15 protein-coding genes, 1 tRNA gene and 1 pseudogene are annotated in these 16795 nt (G+C 40.1%); 16 read left to right on the top strand and 1 reads right to left on the bottom strand.

The features are described 5' to 3' along the window. Nucleotides 1-85 precede the first annotated feature (85 nt). The 16 genes and pseudogenes from CWM22_12185 to CWM22_12110 all read left to right on the top strand — a co-directional run bounded on the left by CWM22_12185 (nucleotide 86) and on the right by CWM22_12110 (nucleotide 16575). The gene (locus tag CWM22_12185; protein AUC92597.1) at nucleotides 86-373 is read left to right on the top strand and encodes a toxin-antitoxin system antitoxin subunit; all 288 of its coding nucleotides are present in this window, start codon (nucleotides 86-88) and stop codon (nucleotides 371-373) included. Continuing rightward, entirely contained in the window at nucleotides 363-692 is a 330-nt protein-coding gene (locus CWM22_12180) for a type II toxin-antitoxin system RelE/ParE family toxin (GenBank protein ID AUC92596.1), read from the top strand. The genes CWM22_12185 and CWM22_12180 overlap by 11 nt, the downstream gene beginning before the upstream one ends. A 6-nt stretch (nucleotides 693-698) precedes the next feature. Next, a pseudogene (locus CWM22_12175) lies at nucleotides 699-1153 on the top strand (DNA mismatch repair protein MutT). Nucleotides 1154-1228: 75 nt separating this feature from the next. Continuing rightward, a complete protein-coding gene (locus tag CWM22_12170; protein ID AUC92595.1) occupies nucleotides 1229-1489 on the top strand; it encodes a type II toxin-antitoxin system Phd/YefM family antitoxin in 261 nt (86 codons plus the stop codon). A 1-nt stretch (nucleotide 1490) separates the two neighbouring features. Next, a complete protein-coding gene (locus CWM22_12165; GenBank protein AUC92594.1) occupies nucleotides 1491-1748 on the top strand; it encodes a Txe/YoeB family addiction module toxin in 258 nt (85 codons plus the stop codon). A 140-nt stretch (nucleotides 1749-1888) separates the two neighbouring features. Then, a complete protein-coding gene (locus tag CWM22_12160; GenBank protein ID AUC92593.1) occupies nucleotides 1889-3565 on the top strand; it encodes a hypothetical protein in 1677 nt (558 codons plus the stop codon). A 14-nt stretch (nucleotides 3566-3579) separates the two neighbouring features. Further along, nucleotides 3580-4434, top strand: coding sequence for a DNA methyltransferase (locus CWM22_12155; GenBank protein ID AUC92592.1), 855 nt, complete (start codon nucleotides 3580-3582; stop codon nucleotides 4432-4434). A gap of 11 nt (nucleotides 4435-4445) precedes the next feature. Next, nucleotides 4446-5318, top strand: coding sequence for a 16S rRNA (adenine(1518)-N(6)/adenine(1519)-N(6))-dimethyltransferase RsmA (locus CWM22_12150; protein AUC92591.1), 873 nt, complete (start codon nucleotides 4446-4448; stop codon nucleotides 5316-5318). A 120-nt stretch (nucleotides 5319-5438) separates the two neighbouring features. Continuing rightward, the gene (locus CWM22_12145) at nucleotides 5439-7250 is read left to right on the top strand and encodes a hypothetical protein (protein AUC92590.1); all 1812 of its coding nucleotides are present in this window, start codon (nucleotides 5439-5441) and stop codon (nucleotides 7248-7250) included. Between the two features lie 12 nt (nucleotides 7251-7262). After that, nucleotides 7263-9707, top strand: a complete 2445-nt coding sequence (locus CWM22_12140) for a sulfatase (GenBank protein ID AUC92589.1) — start codon at nucleotides 7263-7265, stop codon at nucleotides 9705-9707. Nucleotides 9708-10129: 422 nt separating this feature from the next. Then, nucleotides 10130-11419 (top strand): IS4 family transposase, encoded by a 1290-nt coding sequence (locus tag CWM22_12135; GenBank protein AUC92588.1) that lies wholly within the window; start codon nucleotides 10130-10132, stop codon nucleotides 11417-11419. A 245-nt stretch (nucleotides 11420-11664) separates the two neighbouring features. After that, nucleotides 11665-12531: a helix-turn-helix domain-containing protein gene (locus tag CWM22_12130; protein AUC92587.1), complete on the top strand. Its 867-nt coding sequence runs from the start codon at nucleotides 11665-11667 to the stop codon at nucleotides 12529-12531. Between the two features lie 103 nt (nucleotides 12532-12634). Next, complete coding sequence (locus tag CWM22_12125) at nucleotides 12635-14212, top strand: ABC transporter ATP-binding protein (protein ID AUC92586.1); 1578 nt, start codon at nucleotides 12635-12637, stop codon at nucleotides 14210-14212. A gap of 33 nt (nucleotides 14213-14245) precedes the next feature. Further along, nucleotides 14246-15838, top strand: coding sequence for an ABC transporter ATP-binding protein (locus CWM22_12120; GenBank protein AUC92585.1), 1593 nt, complete (start codon nucleotides 14246-14248; stop codon nucleotides 15836-15838). A gap of 115 nt (nucleotides 15839-15953) precedes the next feature. Then, entirely contained in the window at nucleotides 15954-16247 is a 294-nt protein-coding gene (locus CWM22_12115) for an antitoxin (GenBank protein ID AUC92584.1), read from the top strand. After that, nucleotides 16240-16575, top strand: coding sequence for a type II toxin-antitoxin system RelE/ParE family toxin (locus CWM22_12110; GenBank protein ID AUC92583.1), 336 nt, complete (start codon nucleotides 16240-16242; stop codon nucleotides 16573-16575). The genes CWM22_12115 and CWM22_12110 overlap by 8 nt, the downstream gene beginning before the upstream one ends. Nucleotides 16576-16647: 72 nt before the next feature. Here the strand turns inward: CWM22_12110 and CWM22_12105 are convergent. Beyond that, nucleotides 16648-16729: transfer RNA gene (locus tag CWM22_12105), tRNA-Leu, on the bottom strand. Nucleotides 16730-16795: the final 66 nt, after the last annotated feature.

Below are 16795 nucleotides of genomic sequence, written 5' to 3'. Positions count from 1 at the left end.
GGAAATATTACTATTTCTGCTTTTTTGAAGATTGCTACTGAGATATATTCATGTTACAATATAGAAAACTAGGAGGCGGACTAGATTGATAACTATAAAAAAAGATGCCCAAGTAAATTTTAAAACTGACTCCAGACTTTTGGAAAAAGCCAAGGAAATATTTGCTATGAACCAGTTGGATTTGACGGCTGGTTTCAATCTCTTTTTGCAAAACATTGCTGTAAAAAATGAGTTGCCAATTCTGACTGAAGAGGAATTGGAAAGAGAAGAGTTATTTTTACAGCTTCAGAAGGAAATACAGGAAAACCAACAGGCGATTGAGGCAGGTCAAGGGATCAGCCTAGAAAGTGTCAAAGAGAAGTATGGAATTTGAGTCATATTCAGTGATGCTTGCTCCAGCAGTGGAGAAGGAATTGGCAGTTATTTACGCCTATTTCTCGGAACAGTTCTCAGAAGAAATTGCCAAAAGACGAATCGGGATGATTGTCGAAGCATTGGAGAGTTTGCAAATTTTTCCTGAACGTGGCTTTAACGCCGATAACCGTTTTGGTAAACAGATAGACCCGCCTCATCTGACCCGAGGCTATGTCATTGGAAAAGACTACATTGCCCTCTATCGCGTGGTAGAAAATGAAGTGCGAGTTGGTCACCTTTTTGCGACCAAGAGTGATTATGTCAAGTTGTTGAAGTGAGAGAGTATGAGTAGGACAGAACAAGTCATCCTAACCAATATGTGTATGATTACAGATGGTCAGCAGGTATTGGTCCAGGATAGGAAATCTGAAAAGTGGCCTGGAGTCACGTTTCCTGGTGGTAATGTTGAACGTGGCGAGAGTATCATTTCCTCCGTCATCCGTGAGGTCAAAGAAGAAACAGGCTTGACGGTATCCAATCTTGAACTCTGCGGCATTCAAAACTGGACGGATCCTACTGACCATTATCGCTATCTGGTATTTTGCTACAAAACCAGCCATTTTTCAGGAGTTCTCCAATCTTCTGATGAGGGAGAAGTCTTTTGGATTGATCGTGCGACCTGAAGAATGTTCAGCTGGCAGACGGTTTTGAAGCTATGTTGGAAATCTTTGAACAGCCACAGCTGACGGAGAATTTTTTCTGGTTTGAAGACGGTGAGTGGAAGGTGGAGAATCGATAAAGAGTTGTACAATAAGTTTGACAACTCTTTTTTTCTATGCTATAGTAAGCCTAGAAATGATAAGAGGTATTGCTTATGGAAGCTATTGTATATTCCCATTTTCGAAATCACTTAAAGGACTACATGAAAAAGGTCAATGACGAGTTTGAGCCTTTGGTCGTGGTTAATAAAAATCCTGAGGAAGATATTGTTGTACTCTCAAAGAGCGAGTGGGATAGTTTACAAGAAACCCTCGCTGTTGCTCGGAACGCCTACCTATCTCAGAAAGTCTTGCGTGGTATGGCTCAAGTCAAAGCGGGACAAACCCAAGAACGCAATCTGATAGAGGCAGACTAACATGGGAATTCATTTTACAGAGGATGCTTGGGAAGACTATCTTAATTGGCAGGGTCAGGATAAGAAAACACTGAAGCGAATCAATAAGATTATCAAGGATATGCAACGACATCCTTTTGAAGGAATTGCCAAGCCAGAACCTTTGAAGTATGATTATCAGGGTGCCTGGTCGAGACGGATTGATGCGGAGAATCGGTTGATTTATATGGTAGAAGCAGACCAGTTGTATATCTTGTCGTTAAAGGACCATTATGGGTGAGAGTAAAGAAACAAAGATAAAAGATGTAGAAGATAAAATTCGCTGTGTAGGGAAAGCTATAAATTAGTTGCACAAGTAGTTGGAGTGGTTTGGAGCAAACATAACTATTATTGTATTATGTAATTATTGAAGGAGCTATGATGGAATACAGATCAAAAAAAGACTTAGGGATTGTTGATAACAGTGATGTTAAAATCAGTAAAGTTAAGGGAATATTGATTCGTAAGTTTAGGAATATAGAAAATAAAGAGTTTATTCTATCCGATAATATAACAATTGTTTCTGGTCGTAATGGAACTATGAAATCAACTATCATGGGATTGATTGCACATCCGTATAATACGGATTTTACAGATATATTTAATAATAGTTTGAAGACGCAACTAAGTCAGGTATTTAAATTATCTGGGAAAACAGACACTGAAAAATATGAATATGATCTTAATTTGGAAATTATCCAAGATGGTAGTAAAGAACTATTGAGGGAACCTGTTCGAGTGTATCCAAGTAATAATTCAACAACAGGAAATTATGAAAGACATCGCGTGGTTGTAAGTGGTAGTCAGAAAGGTGATGGGAATTTCACGTTACCTTCAACCTACATAAATTTGAAACGATTATTCCCACTAGTGGAGACAAATATTTCAAATAATAATGTGGCTAATTATACTGAGAGTGAAAAGACGTTTATTGCTGATTTTTTTGGTAAAGTTTTGTTAAAGGAAGAATTTTCTGATTTTGAGACATTTGATGCTAGTGCTACAGGAGCGGTTTTAAAACAACCTATAGGTCCTAAAAATTCTCATTATGACATTGATTCTATCTCGTCTGGAGAGGATAATTTAGGTACTATAGTTAATATTTTAGTTTCTTATATGCGATTATATGATGAAAATATTAATCGAGGACACAATAAAATCTTAACAGGACTGATATCGATTGATGAATTTGAAGCCAGTTTACATCCGATTTCTCAGTTGAATCTGTTTAATTTTTTACATAAATGGTCTAAAGATTACAATGTACAGATAATTATCAATACCCATTCATTATTCCTGATTGATGAAGTCATGAAAAAGACTCATGAAATTGAAAGAAATGAGATAGCGGTTAATTTTATTACATTAGCATATGAAAAAGGATTAGAGATTTGGCATAACCCTTCGTATAAAAATGCTAAAAGAGAGCTAACTTTGACAGAAAATGAAGAAAAGGGTAATCTAACAAAAATAAAAGTATTATGTGAAGATGATGTAGCAGTAGGTTTAATTAAAGCAATTATAGGAACCGAATTAGCTAGGAAATGTGAGTTTCAAGCTAATTTATCACCTTCAAAAGATGGGAACAGTTGGCCTTTTTTAGAGAAATTAGCGACAGAAGCAACGGCATTATTAAAAGATTCGATGTCAATGATTGTATTTGATGGTGATGTAGATAACAAAAAATTGAACAATAGGAATTTTGATAAAATACTAAAAATACCTACGATTAGAGAATCTAATTTTGCTTTTGAGAAAGAAATTGTCAATTATATCCTAGAGAAAGAATCTGATGATAGCTTTTTTAAAGAAGTATCCAAGACAAAGGAGCAATTTAAACAATCGATGATTGATTGTGGGATTAATATTAGAAATTATAGAGATAATAAGTCTGACGTGTGTAAAAAATGGTACAATTCAGTAGATGGTCGGACGATTAACAAATATAGACGATTATTAATAAAAGAAAATAAAGAAATATTTGATAATTTCAAGTTGGAGTTTTTGAAAAAAATGAATCAAATATTGAAAGAAAATGGATTTCCAACGATTGAATAAAATGGAGGTAAATAATGATAACCTACACTCCGTTGAGGTATCCTGGAGGGAAAACTCAAGTTTACGAATATATTAAAGAGCTAGTGGCGGTAAATCAATGTAGAACATATATAGAACCTTATATGGGGGGAGCCGGTGTAGCATTAAAATTACTTATAAATGGTGATGTAAGGAAAATAATGGTTAATGATTATGACAAGGCTATTTATGCATTTTGGTATTCTGTATTAAATTATACGGATGAATTAATTGACATGATTGAGAAAACAAGTGTCACTATAAGTGAATGGGAAAAGCAACGCGAAGTCCAAAAAAAAGAGATTGATGATTTGTTAAAGTTAGGTTTTTCCACCTTATTTTTAAATAGAACGAATCGCTCAGGAATTTTAAAAGCAGGTGTTATTGGTGGAAAAGAGCAATCTGGAGTATATAAATTGGATTGTAGGTTTAATAAGGAGTCGTTGATTAAAAAAATAAGGTTAATTGCTAGTCATAGATCTCAAATTAGATTATATAATATGGATGCAGAGAAATTTATTAAGTTGTCAATTTCTAAAACAAAAGATTCTCTAACATTTTTTGACCCACCATATTATGTCAAAGGTTCGGCACTATATACTAATTTTTATTCTCATCAAAATCATGTAGATTTAAAAGAAGTTATAACATCACATATGAGAGAAAAAAAATGGATTCTCACATATGATTTATGTCCAGAGATAAAAGAATTATACTCAGATTTTGATAATATAGAATATTCTCTTAATTATTCAGTTGCCAATAAATCTAAGGGGACGGAATTTATGTTTTTCTCAAAAAATATTGACAAAGGTAGATTAGGAGAGTTGTTGAATTTACAAAATTCATAGAAAGAACACACATGAGAATCGCAGACAAAAACGTTACTCGGGCCGTCCTTGAACGCCACGGGTTTACCTTTAAGAAATCCTTCGGTCAGAACTTTTTGACCGATACCAATATTTTACAGAAGATTGTGGACACGGCAGAGATTGACCAGAATGTCAATGTCATCGAAATCGGGCCTGGAATCGGGGCCTTGACCGAGTTTTTGGCGGAAAATGCCGCCGAAGTCATGGCCTTTGAGATTGATGATCGCTTGATTCCGATTTTGGCGGATACCTTGGGTCGCTTTGACAATGTGACCGTGGTCAACCAAGATATCTTGAAGACCGACCTGCAGACCCAGATTCAGAATTTCAAAAATCCTGACCTGCCTATCAAGGTCGTGGCCAACCTGCCCTACTACATCACCACCCCTATCCTCATGCACCTGATTGAGAGCAAGATTCCTTTCAGCGAGTTCGTGGTCATGATGCAGCGAGAGGTGGCCGACCGTATTTCTGCCGAGCCAAACACCAAGGCTTACGGTAGCCTGTCCATTGCGGTCCAGTACTACATGACTGCCAAGGTGGCCTTCATCGTTCCTCGCACCGTATTTGTTCCCGCACCAAACGTGGATTCCGCCATTCTTAAAATGGTCCGCCGCGAGCAACCCCTGGTGAGTGTCAAGGACGAAGATTTCTTCTTCCGAGTGTCCAAGGCCAGCTTTGTGCACCGCCGCAAGACCCTGTGGAATAACCTGACCAACCATTTTGGCAAGTCCGACGAGGTCAAGGACAAGCTGACGCAGGCACTTGGCATGGCAGAGCTGGAAGCCAGTGTCCGTGGAGAAGCACTTTCTATGGCTGACTTCGCACGTTTGTCTGATAGCCTCCAAGAAGTTGGTTTATAAGTAGGTATTGATTGTGGAGGAATCCGCAATCAATATTTATTTTAATGGAAAATTTTTTTCTGTTTGCCTTGTTCGTTGACAGTGGGTGGAAAGCTTGCTATACTGAAATGTGACTAACTTTTGAAAAATATTGTCTGCAAATTGGCAGAATATTTACAAAAACAAGAGAGGGTTTCCCTCTTTTTTTATGAAGGTATCTATATGTTAAAAACTATGCTGAAAAAGCATCCCCATTTAGTAGCCCTGGGCCTATTTGTGGGCTTTTCTTTATTATTATTGGTTCCCCACTTGCTAACCAAGGGAATGGTGACAGGTGCGGACTTGATTTTCCACTACAATCGTTTCTATGATGCGGCTATGCAGATGAAGGAGGGCAATTTCTCCTATATTATCAGTTTGTATGGTTACCAGCAGTCAGGACGGATTGTTAATGCTCTCTATGGGCCTTATTTTGCCTATCTACAGGGCGCCTTGGTACTCTTGAGTGGGACCTGGTTCCGCTATCAGATTTTATCCAATCTTCTCTTGGGAACTCTGAGTGCCACCTCTCTCTATCTCCTCATGCGTGAGGTCAAGGTCAAATATACTCATTCTATTCTCTTGTCTCTCTTCTTTGTGACGACCTACTCCATTCAGTATTGGTGGGCGACCCAAGGATTTACCAGCTGGGGAGTGGCTCTCTTTCCGCTTTGTTTAATCCCTGCAGTCCGTTTCCTACAGACTAAAAAAGTACCGATATTCCTCATGGCAGGAGCGGTAGGGCTCATGTTGCAGGTTCACATGCTATCGACCTTGTTCTTGGTCATTGCCTATGGTGTACTCTTCCTTATTGGTTGGTGGAAATCAGACCAAAAAATGAAGATTATTGGGCAAGTAGCTCTATCGGTAGGAATTTTTTTACTTCTGACCATTAACATCTGGTTGCCGCTTATTTATATCAACGCGACCAACACTTTGGTACCACCATTTGTTAACAAGAAATTTGTCCTCAATACCGTAACATGGCTCAAAACGGCCTTTCTCTACTATCCATATCCATTGCCAATTTTCTTTGGAATCTATCTCTATTTCTTGGTGAAAAATTGGAAGAAACAATCGCTGGTTCTGGGTGGTCTTGCTTTGACCTACGCAGTATTTTTAATCTTGTCAACCAACCTCTTCCCTTGGCAGTTGTTTGCAGGAAAAGGAATTACACTTGTCGAATTGATTCAATTTCCTTTCCGCTTCTTCCTATATGCCAATGCCTTGTTGTTGGCAGTTGTGGGGGTACAGGTTTCAGGCTTGTCAGAAAAAATGCAGAAAATCTTTTCTGGTTTGACTGTTATTTCTTTGCTTGTTTCGGTTGGTTTCCTCTGGAATCAGAGTTATAAGGAAATCAATGGGCATTACTATAGCGATACCTTCCTGCAAAAACGAATTCATACGACCTTGTACGGGACGACGGAAGAGTTACGGGCTTCTTTCCATTCCAAAGACTTGGGTGAATTTATCCACATTGCTCAGAAATCCACGCCTGACTATGTGCCAGATTTATCAGAAAAGACTGGACATCTGACCAATGAGGAGTCGGATAATACTTACTACACTTACCGTGACCAAGTGATTTTACCAAATCAAGAATTTACCAAAGAAGTTGATGGTAATCAGCTGGTGGTGACTTGGACGGCGTCAGAAGCAGAAGAAACTGCGGTACCAGTTATTGTTTACCAAGATAGTCAGCTTATTTTGAATGACACCGTTTTAGATAGAGAGGATGTGGAACTTTCCGAAATCGGTGTGCCAACGGTTACCAGCAAAAAAGGGCAGAATACCCTTGTCCTATCCTACAAGCAACAGTGGTGGTTACTGCCTGTTATCGTGATTAGCTTGACTGGATGGCTAGTCTGGTCGATGTACTACGGCTTTATTTACCGAAAATCAACCCTTTCCTAAGAGAGAAATGTTATGAAACAAATCAATCCCAAGGCAAGCAAGCAATTTATTCTAGTTATGATTATGACCGTTTTGCTGGCGATGGGGCGGGCCCTTTTGTTAAGCGGTGTATCTTTTCCGCTCTGGTTTATTCCTCTGCCCTTGCTTGCCTATCTTATTTTTACTTTTTATATCTTGGTCCTGCTGAATAAGTACGAACAGTTTATCAAGACCAAAACCTTTGCCAAGTATGTCGGCTATTTTCTAGGTTTTCTATATCTTGTCAACCTGGTCTATCGGCTCAATGCCAAGAAGTATCAACCCTGGAATATTTTCCGTAATAATCTCTTTCAATTTGAACTTCTATTGATGTTGGCTCTTCCTGTATTATTGGCATTTTTGTGGCGGAAGAAGACGAGAATTCGAGAAAAATTAAGCCAGTGGTCAGCCAATCACTTGGTACCAGATGGCTATTTGCTCTTGACCAGCTTACTCTCGCTCAGTCCTCTCGCCATATCTTACTGGAAAGATAGCCATTATGAGAGTTTGGTTGAGAAAGGCTCTTATGTAGAGTTCTTTAGTCAGACACCCTTGTTTGCACCTATTCATTTTATAGGAACTTACATTTTTCTTCGCTATCTTCATAAGGCATTTGTAGAGTTTAAGGCCAATCGGACCAACGTTCACAGTATGCTCTTTATCAGTCTGGCTCTGGCTATGTTGTCGCATATCGGTTATCAGGCTTCTATGGCTGGCGGAACGGGTTCTTATTTCACACGCCACCTCTTTCCAGGGGCTATTGTCTTCCAAATTGCCTGCCTCTTTTTCCTCAATGTCATCATTAGCCTAGTTATCAATCGCCAAATCTTATCTGTTGCCGTGATTGCTAGTCTAAACGTCATTTTGGTTACGGCCAATTTTCTCAAATTCCGCTACCGTTCGGAGCCATTGACCCCCAATGATTTCAAATGGGTCGGGAACTTGGGGATGATTCTCAGCTTTATCAGTCTACGTGTTGTCTTGGTATCGCTCGTCTTTATAGTCCTCCTTGTGTTTATCTACCGACGTATTCACAAGAAGTACTTCCAAGGAAGGATTGTCGCTTCTATCTGGAAAAGGCTGGCAGGAGTTTCAGTCATCGTATCCCTAATTTTAGGGATGGGTTGGGCTATTCGCAATGAAAAAGACCATAAGATTGCTGGCTGGATTCCTATTCTTTCTCAGGTTAATAACTGGCGGAACGTAGACTGGAAGGGCTACGCCTTTGTGGCTCGTTATCGCACTCTTTCATTCCTCTGGTTGCAGCAACTCAGCAAGACCAGTATGGAAATGCCTGAGAATTACTCTGAGAAGACCATGAAGGCTATTGTGAAGAAGTATACCGCCTTGGCTGAGGAAATCAATGCAGAACGGACAGGTCAATTGACTGACCAGACGGTTATCTACATTCTTAGTGAGAGTTTGGCTGACCCGCGTCGGATTCCCGGTGTGACCCTAAGTCAAAATGTCCTTCCAAATATTGAGTACATCATGAGTCAGACTACCAGTGGTTTGATGAAGAGCGACCACTATGGTGGTGGGACTGCCAATATCGAGTTTCAGGTTTATAGTGGTTTGCCATTTTACAATTATAATTCTTCTATTTCGTCAGTCTATCTGGATGTGGCGCCAAATATGAAGAAGTTGCCAAGTATCAGCGACCTCTACCCTGCAGATAGCCGTGTGGCTATTCACCCCTACTTCGATACTAGTTACAATCGTAATTCTATCTATAAGCAGCTGGGGATTGAGCAATTCTACACTCTCAATAGTGCCAAGTATCCTCTTACTGTGACGGCTGAGGATTATCAGGGGAATTTTGTCAGTGACAAGAAGACCTATGACTTGATTTTGGAGCAGGTACGTTCAGGAACGAATACATTCGTTTCTGCCATTACCATGCAAAACCATGTGCAGTGGAACTCTGCTGAGCCTGCAAGTATTACAGCTTCGGGTGAAGGCTTCACGGCTGAGGAAAATGAAAACCTCAATAGCTATGTTCGTTTGCTGTCCTTTACGGATCAGGCAACCAGAGATTTTCTAGACCAGCTTAAGACCTTGGATAAGAAAGTGACAGTTGTTTTTTACGGTGACCACCTACCAGGTTTGTATCCAGAGTCTGCCTTCGTGACGGACCCAAGCGCGCAGTACAAGACAGATTATTTCGTGTGGAGTAATTTTGAAACGGAAGACTACCATTATGATTTGGTCAATTCTAGCGACATGAATGCACTGATGCTGGAGACGACCAATAACAAGGTCAGTCCTTACTATGCCCTCTTGACAGAAGTACTTCATAAGGACCGAGTAGGACAGGCTGAGCGGGATGCGAAAGTTGCAGAAGAACTCAAACTGGTCCAATATGACCTATCCACAGGAAAAGGCTACCTTTTGAAATACAAAGATTTTTTCAAAGTAGCGACTGAAACGACAGAATAAAAATAGGGAGTGGGAAAGAACTCGACTGGTCAATAAAGAGTTCGTCAACAAGTCCTTATTTCCAGTTGTTGAGCTGAAACAGTCTATTCCCAGACTGTTTCACTCCCACCCCTGCACAGCTCAAACTGTCTGGGAGACAGTTTGAGGTTGGAGATGAATCGAACTCTATTCGCATCAGTCGTATAGGCCAGATTTGGAGTGTAAAATGCGAATTGCTGAGATTTGCTTCGCAAATACTATCTCCAACCTTTAACAGTCCACTGGACTGTTAAACCCAATCAACCACTGCGCTGAGATGTTGACACGAACCCTGGGAAGCGAGGTGGGGCTTTTTGCCCAATGTCATTAAGTTAACTAACCTATCACGTTTTGTGGTAGGTTAGTTTTTTCTATGGTACACTAAAAATAAAAGGGGAAAAGTCATGCTAGATCAGATTAAAGCTCATTTACTTGATAGTATTAACGACATCGTTTCTAGTGCCAATCAGTTTGTGCTTCATCCTGAAAAAGATTTTAGTCGGCAAAGTCAGCTAACGATGAAAACCATGATTCAAGCCATACTGACCATGGGTGGTAATACCTTAGCCAAAGAGCTACTTGATTTAGATTTGCCTGTCTCTCAATCTGCCTTTGTTCAACGACGGTATCAGATTAAACACCAAGCTTTTAAAACACTTTTTAGGGATATTACTTCTAAAATTCCAATCTCTGATAATCTCCCTATCCTGGCTGTTGATGGCAGTGATGTGATTCTACCAAGAAATCGTTTTGATAAAACGACCTCTTTTCAAACTGGACCACACCACACTCCTTACAATCTCATTCATATTAATGCTCTCTACAATCTCGAACAAGAGATGTATCATGATTTACGGATCCAAGATAATCGAGAGGTTGATGAACGTGCGGCTTTTATTGATATGATGAAGAACTCTTCTTTCAAACAAGCTCTGGTAATAATGGATAGGGGGTATGAATCCTACAATGTCATGGCTCACTGCCAAGAAAGAAATTGGTCCTATATTATTCGTATTCGTGACGGGAATCATTCTATGAAATCAGGATTTAACCTCCCTGACACCCCTTGTTTTGATGAAAAATTTGACCTAAACATCTGTCGGAAACAGACCAATGAGATGAAGCAACAGTATCAAAATTTTCCTAATCACTATCGCTGTTTACCTAATCACACATCCTTTGACTTTCTACCAAGCTCTAGCCGAAAAAGCGACCCAGTTCAGTTTTACGAACTTCATTTTCGAATGGTGCGTCTCGAAATCAAGCCAGGTTTCTTTGAAACTTTGGTGACAAACACCGATTATTCTCCAGAAAAATTAAAAGAGCTCTATGCCTACAGATGGGGCATAGAGACCAGTTTTCGTGACCTAAAATACAGTATCGGTCTGACTCATTTTCATGCAAAAAAGAAGGAAGGGATTCTCCAAGAAATCTACGCTCGCTTTATCAATTTTAATGTTTGTAAATGGCTAACCTCACACGTTGCTATTAAAACATCAAAGTTAAAACAGGCTTATAAAATTTGTTTTTCAGACGCTGTTTATGCCTGTCGAAAATTTCTTAGAAACAAACTCACTTCCTTCCAATTAGAAACCTACATTGCCAAACATTTATCCATCATCCGACCCAATCGAACGTTCCAAAGAAAGATAAAAAGCAAGGCACCTGTAAGCTTCACTTATAGAGTAACATAATAGTTGAAAAATTGGGTTAAAAAACATCCTTTTTGTGCGCCCTAAATACAAAAACTATTCCCGTTTGGTCATCAATTGCTCGGACGGGAATAGTTCCTTTAATTGTTTAAATGCTTAACTTAATGACATTGGACTTTATGCCTAGCTTCTTTTTCTTTATGTGAAAACACACACAAACATGGGAAGTTGTGGTATAATAATTATGTTTACAAATGATTTTTTAATCGTGAGTGTAGAGGTGAAGCATGAATCGTTTTGGTAGGACATTAAAATTGATAAGAGAGGGAAAGGGGAAGAGTTTGGCGGAGGTCGCCAAGGGACATATTTCTACTTCTCAACTTTCTCGGTTTGAAAATGGGGAATCCGACATTACTGTTAGTAAATTATTTGGTGTGCTGGCAGAAATGAATGTGGATGTGGACGAGTTCGTGTATGCCAGTCAGGATTTCAAAAAAGATGAGCTGACTAGAATTTTGGAACAACTAAAACAATCCATCTATATCAGAGATGTTGTAACCATAAAGAAAATCTTGTCTGAACAATTAGCAAAAGCAGAAAGAGATTCTCGTAGGGAGTTTCATCGGTTGAATGCTATTTTAATCGCGTATAAACTGAGCGACTTAGATAAGACAGTAGTTGTTTCGAAAGAAGATACAGCCTTTTTAACGGATTACTTATTTCAAGTGGACAACTGGAGTTATTACGAGCTCTTGCTATTTGCCAATACCATGGATGAATTAGAACACCAGACTATGATGCTTTTTTGCAGGGAACTAGTTGGTCGTACACAGTTTTATCGTGAAATGAAACTACATCGATTGGCAGTTTCTCAAATTTTACTTAGTGCCTATCTCGTCAGCGTTCAACATAAGGAACTTGCCGACGCAATCTTTCTTGAAAAGACCATCAAAGGTCTGTTTTTCGATGAAACGGAAATTTTTGAACGGATTTTATTTAAATTTGGTAAGGCTTTTTATGATTATCGAAAAACAGGAAGTGCCAATGCTATTTTGGAGATGAGAAAGTGTATCGGACTTTTACGAGCGGTCGATAGCCAGAATATAGCAGATTGGTATGAAACGATACTTGAAAAAATAGCGAACGAGAAATAGTTGCATATAGGGGACGAATAAAATCGTCTCCAATTCCTATTCTATAATATAGATGAAAGCGACCAAATGTTTGCTTAGAAATCTATCAAACGATGGAGGGGAAATGAAAAAGAGGAATTTTTGGCTAACCTTAACTTGTATTTTTGCAGTAGCCCTGCTCAATGTTGGCTTTCTGTACCAATATCGCTACATTATTGATGCTATTGCGGCTGGAGATAGACAAGCCTTTGTGTCTTATTTTGTGCTGATGGGGCTAACTGTCCTTGTCATGCTGATCTTTGAATACATTCGTCAGATTGCCAATGTCAGCTATCTCAATCAAGTAGGTTTCCAATTGCAGGCGACCTTTATTGGGAAAATGTTTGATTTACCTTTTAGGCAGTTTGTTGAGCAGGGGGCAGGAGCCTATATTTCTCAGCTCAATAATGATTTGGAGACGGTGAAAGAAGATTATTACGACGCTTTCTTTACGATTTTTCAAGGTGCTTGTACCTTTGGCATTGCCAGTTTGGCCCTTCTTAGCTTGGATGGTCTGACAGCTATTTTCTTGATTCTGATCTCATTCTTGCCAGTTGTGATTCCCTATTTGTTTAAAAAACGGAGAAGGCTCAATCAGGAGGCGATTTCGGACAGTCAGCAGGTCTATAATACAAGGGTTTCAGATGTCTTTCTGGGTTATTTGCAAGTGAAAAATAGCCGCCAAAGACAGCAAGTTTTAGCTGGACTGAATGATCGCTATCAAGCAGTCAATGACAAGGTCAATCAGGCCAATCGAACGACAGTAACCATGCGGCTCTTAGTCGGTTTGGTCTTTTATCTGACCACGCTTTCGATTATCTTTATCGGTGGTTTTCAAGTCTTTTCTGGTGCCTTGACCATCGGTGGCTTGACAGCTATTCTGACCATTTCAGAGCAGTTGGTGGATCCCATAAATAGCATTGCGGCAGCCTTTTTGGATAGGCATGCCGTTAAGAAATTGAAGCAAGAGTTTGAGCTATCTACTTGGGGTCAAGAAACGAAGGGGCAGGAACTAGCTTCAGCTTTCCAGAGTATTCAACTGGTCAAGGCTAGTTATGCCATCGGTGAGAAGCAGGTCTTTGAAGACCTGACCGTAAGGTTTGAGCGTGGCAAGAAGTATTTAATTCTTGGGGAAAGTGGTTCTGGCAAATCTTCCTTGGCTCTTATTTTGACCAAGAATAGCCAACTGCAAGCAGGGGATATTTACTTTGATAAAACCTCTCTATCAGACTTGTCCTACCAAGCCATTCAAGACAAGATTGCCTATCTGCCACAAGAGGGAACCCTTTTCCATGATACGGTTCTTTACAACTTGACCATGGGACGGGAGGTTTCAGAAGATAGGCTGATGTTTCTCATTAAGACCATGAACCTTGATAGTCGTTTCCCAAGTTATGCTTCTTTGAGCGAGGAAATTAGTGATGATAGCGGACTGTCTGGCGGACAAAAGCAGCGCCTACTCTTGATTCGTGCCTTGCTGCAAGATAAGGATGTCTTGTTGCTGGATGAAAGTCTGTCTGCCTTGGATCAGGAAACCTATGCAGTGATTGAAGCCTACCTTACCTCTCTAGCTGATAAGACGCTCATTCATATTTCCCACCGTGTATCTGATGAGGTTCTTAGCCGTTATGATGGGGTGGTACGGATTGGGGAGAGCAATTAATTTTTGTCAGATTGTTCCTATCTAGGAGGAGTTATGAAAAAAATCATCTATCAATTGAGGTCTGTTATTGCCATTCAGTTGATTTTCCATATCTTATATAGTTTGGCCAATGTCGCTTTGCCTGAGTTAAATAAGTATCTTTTTGACCATATTTTTCAGATGGGCTGGACAGGACTTGTCTGGCTCTTGTTGGCCTACGCTTTGACCATCATTGCCAATTCAGTCTTTCAGTACATTTCCCAGGTTTATGAGTGGAAGGTGTCTCAGGGGTTCTATGTCACGGCTAAAAAAGGTCTGGCAAACAGCTTGTTATCACAGCCTTTAGCCAAATTTTCAGAGAAGAATGTCTCTGCCTATCTGTCCATTTTTGACAACGATTTGGAAACCATTGAGGAGAGTTACCTGAGTCCCCTCATGGACATTATCCGCTCTAGTTTGAGCATGTTCATCTATGCGGTTTCCCTCTTTCTTTTTGTTCATCCGCTGGTTGCGGTAGGCATTATTTTGTCATCTGCCTTGGCGGTTTTCATTCCCAAGTGGATTTCGGGTCCTCTTTCTCAGCGTCAGCGGGCATTTTTACAGAGTTTGGAAGGCTATTTTCAGGTGGTGACTGACCTCTTTTCTGCTAAGAACCGCGTTAATAGTGAAACCTTCGGTTCCATCAGCCGTGTCCACCATCGGTCAGTAGAAGAAAGCGAACAGGCCCGTTTTCGCTTTGGGCAATTCAAGACCCTGGCGAATGTCGTCAATGGCTTCTCCATGTTTTTGGTGCAATTAACGGCTTTTGGCTTGGTCGGCTATCTCTTGCTGCAAAAAGAGTTGACCATCGGTGCTGCCATTGCAACCTTTAGCTATGTTGAAAATTTCATCTATCCTATGAAATATATCCTCTTGGATGTCAATTATATCCATTCGACCAAGGAAACGGTCGCCAATTTAGAAGGTTATCTTGCTGGTCAGGTCTTGTCTGAGCAAGTGCCAAGCTATCCCAATGTGACAGCTTTAGAAGTCAGGGACGTGGCCTATCATGTGGGAGAATTAGCGGTAGCAGATTTTTCCTATCGGTTTGATAAGGAGAAAAAGTATGCCATCATTGGTCCGTCAGCCAGCGGAAAATCCACTTTTTTACGAGTGTTGGCAGGAGAACTGGCTCTGGACAAAGGAAGTGTTTCCTATCTGGAAAACGATGTTTTGCATGAAATGGAAGCAGCTACCGCCTTCTATCTCAGCCAGTTTGAGAATCTTTACCATACTGATTTTGAAAGCAATGTGTCTGTTTTTGGAACCTATGAGAAGGGAAGAGATGTCATGCTTGGCTTGTTAAGGAGCTTGCCAGCGAGTTTACAGGACACATTGATGACCGCAAGTAATCCTAGTCTCTTGAGTGGAGGCGAGAAAAATGTCCTGTGCCTGCTCCGTGCCTTGATGAGTGGTAAGGAGATCTTGCTCTTGGATGAACCGACCGCTCATTTAGACCCTGCCCTGACTAAGCAGGTTTTGACCAAGCTCTTGCAGCTGGAGGACAAACTTATCATTACTATCTTGCATGAATCAGACTCTGCCATCCTTGACATGTTTGATGTGATTTTGGAAATGCGTGATGGGAAATTGCGTGAGAAGATATAAAAATGACCCCAAGTCATCAACTTTGACTTGGGGTTATTTAGCGAATATCTTGACCAACTTCTGAAAAAGGGGTAAACTGTATGTACAAAACGTCTATACAAAGGAGTTGGGAATAATGGGAGCAACACAACAGGTAAACTTTAGGGCAGATTCATTTTATTATCAGCAAACAAAGGAGCTATTAGCAGGAGAAAGCATGACAGTTTCAGATGTGCTGAATGCGACCTTGAGAAAAATTGCGACAGGTACTATTGATGCCCAAGAATTTGTCACAAAAGACAGTAGGGAGGATAGCAACAAGATTGCTTTTGAAGAGTTAAAGAAAGAAATCTTGTTAGGGCATCAGGATATTCTAGCAGGTAAGACAAGTTCTCTCGTGGCTGTCAGAAAGGAATTTGGTCTTGACTGATAAGAAAAAATATGAGCTTGTTATTTCTGATAGAGCCAAACAGGATTTGCAGGCTATATATGATTACATTCTGATCAATTTTTACAGCCAACAAGCAGCGGCTAGCAAAATTGATTTGATATTGAAGGCTTTGGAAATATTAGAGCTATTCCCTGAAGTCTGTCCCTTGGTATCTAGCAGAGGATTTGGCAACCTAACTGCCGATGGAAAGCCCTACCGTTATATGCCGATAGAACATTATCTCGTTTTTTATTTCATAGAGGGCTATCAGGTTTTTGTAGCCCGTATCTTGCATTCAAAGCAAAACTGGATAACATTACTTAAATGATTTGAAGCCAAATAATTAGCATAAAGTATCACCCCAAGTCATCAACTCTGACTTGGGGTTTTTCGTTTATCATGCGGAGGAAGGGATTTGAACCCTCACACCCGATGGGCACATGCGCCTGAAGCATGCGTGTCTGCCGTTCCACCACCTCCGCTTGTTTTTTATTATACTATTTTTTTCTTGACTTGGCTAGGGGAAAATGGAATGATTATCAAACCAT

Source organism: Streptococcus suis, assembly GCA_002831545.1.
GTDB lineage: Bacteria > Bacillota > Bacilli > Lactobacillales > Streptococcaceae > Streptococcus > Streptococcus suis_P.
Note: the sequence above shows the minus strand (reverse complement) of the source record. Positions and strands in the feature narration are given on the sequence as shown.

Excerpts from the sequence above, each read along its gene's own strand:
- CWM22_12180 (AUC92596.1), top strand. The coding sequence starts at position 363 with ATGGAATTTGAGTCATATTCAGTGATGCTTGCTCCAGCAGTGGAGAAG.
- CWM22_12170 (AUC92595.1), top strand. The coding sequence starts at position 1,229 with ATGGAAGCTATTGTATATTCCCATTTTCGAAATCACTTAAAGGACTAC.
- CWM22_12165 (AUC92594.1), top strand. The coding sequence starts at position 1,491 with ATGGGAATTCATTTTACAGAGGATGCTTGGGAAGACTATCTTAATTGG.
- CWM22_12160 (AUC92593.1), top strand. The coding sequence starts at position 1,889 with ATGGAATACAGATCAAAAAAAGACTTAGGGATTGTTGATAACAGTGAT.
- CWM22_12155 (AUC92592.1), top strand. The coding sequence starts at position 3,580 with ATGATAACCTACACTCCGTTGAGGTATCCTGGAGGGAAAACTCAAGTT.
- CWM22_12150 (AUC92591.1), top strand. The coding sequence starts at position 4,446 with ATGAGAATCGCAGACAAAAACGTTACTCGGGCCGTCCTTGAACGCCAC.
- CWM22_12140 (AUC92589.1), top strand. The coding sequence starts at position 7,263 with ATGAAACAAATCAATCCCAAGGCAAGCAAGCAATTTATTCTAGTTATG.
- CWM22_12135 (AUC92588.1), top strand. The coding sequence starts at position 10,130 with ATGCTAGATCAGATTAAAGCTCATTTACTTGATAGTATTAACGACATC.
- CWM22_12130 (AUC92587.1), top strand. The coding sequence starts at position 11,665 with ATGAATCGTTTTGGTAGGACATTAAAATTGATAAGAGAGGGAAAGGGG.
- CWM22_12125 (AUC92586.1), top strand. The coding sequence starts at position 12,635 with ATGAAAAAGAGGAATTTTTGGCTAACCTTAACTTGTATTTTTGCAGTA.
- CWM22_12120 (AUC92585.1), top strand. The coding sequence starts at position 14,246 with ATGAAAAAAATCATCTATCAATTGAGGTCTGTTATTGCCATTCAGTTG.
- CWM22_12115 (AUC92584.1), top strand. The coding sequence starts at position 15,954 with ATGGGAGCAACACAACAGGTAAACTTTAGGGCAGATTCATTTTATTAT.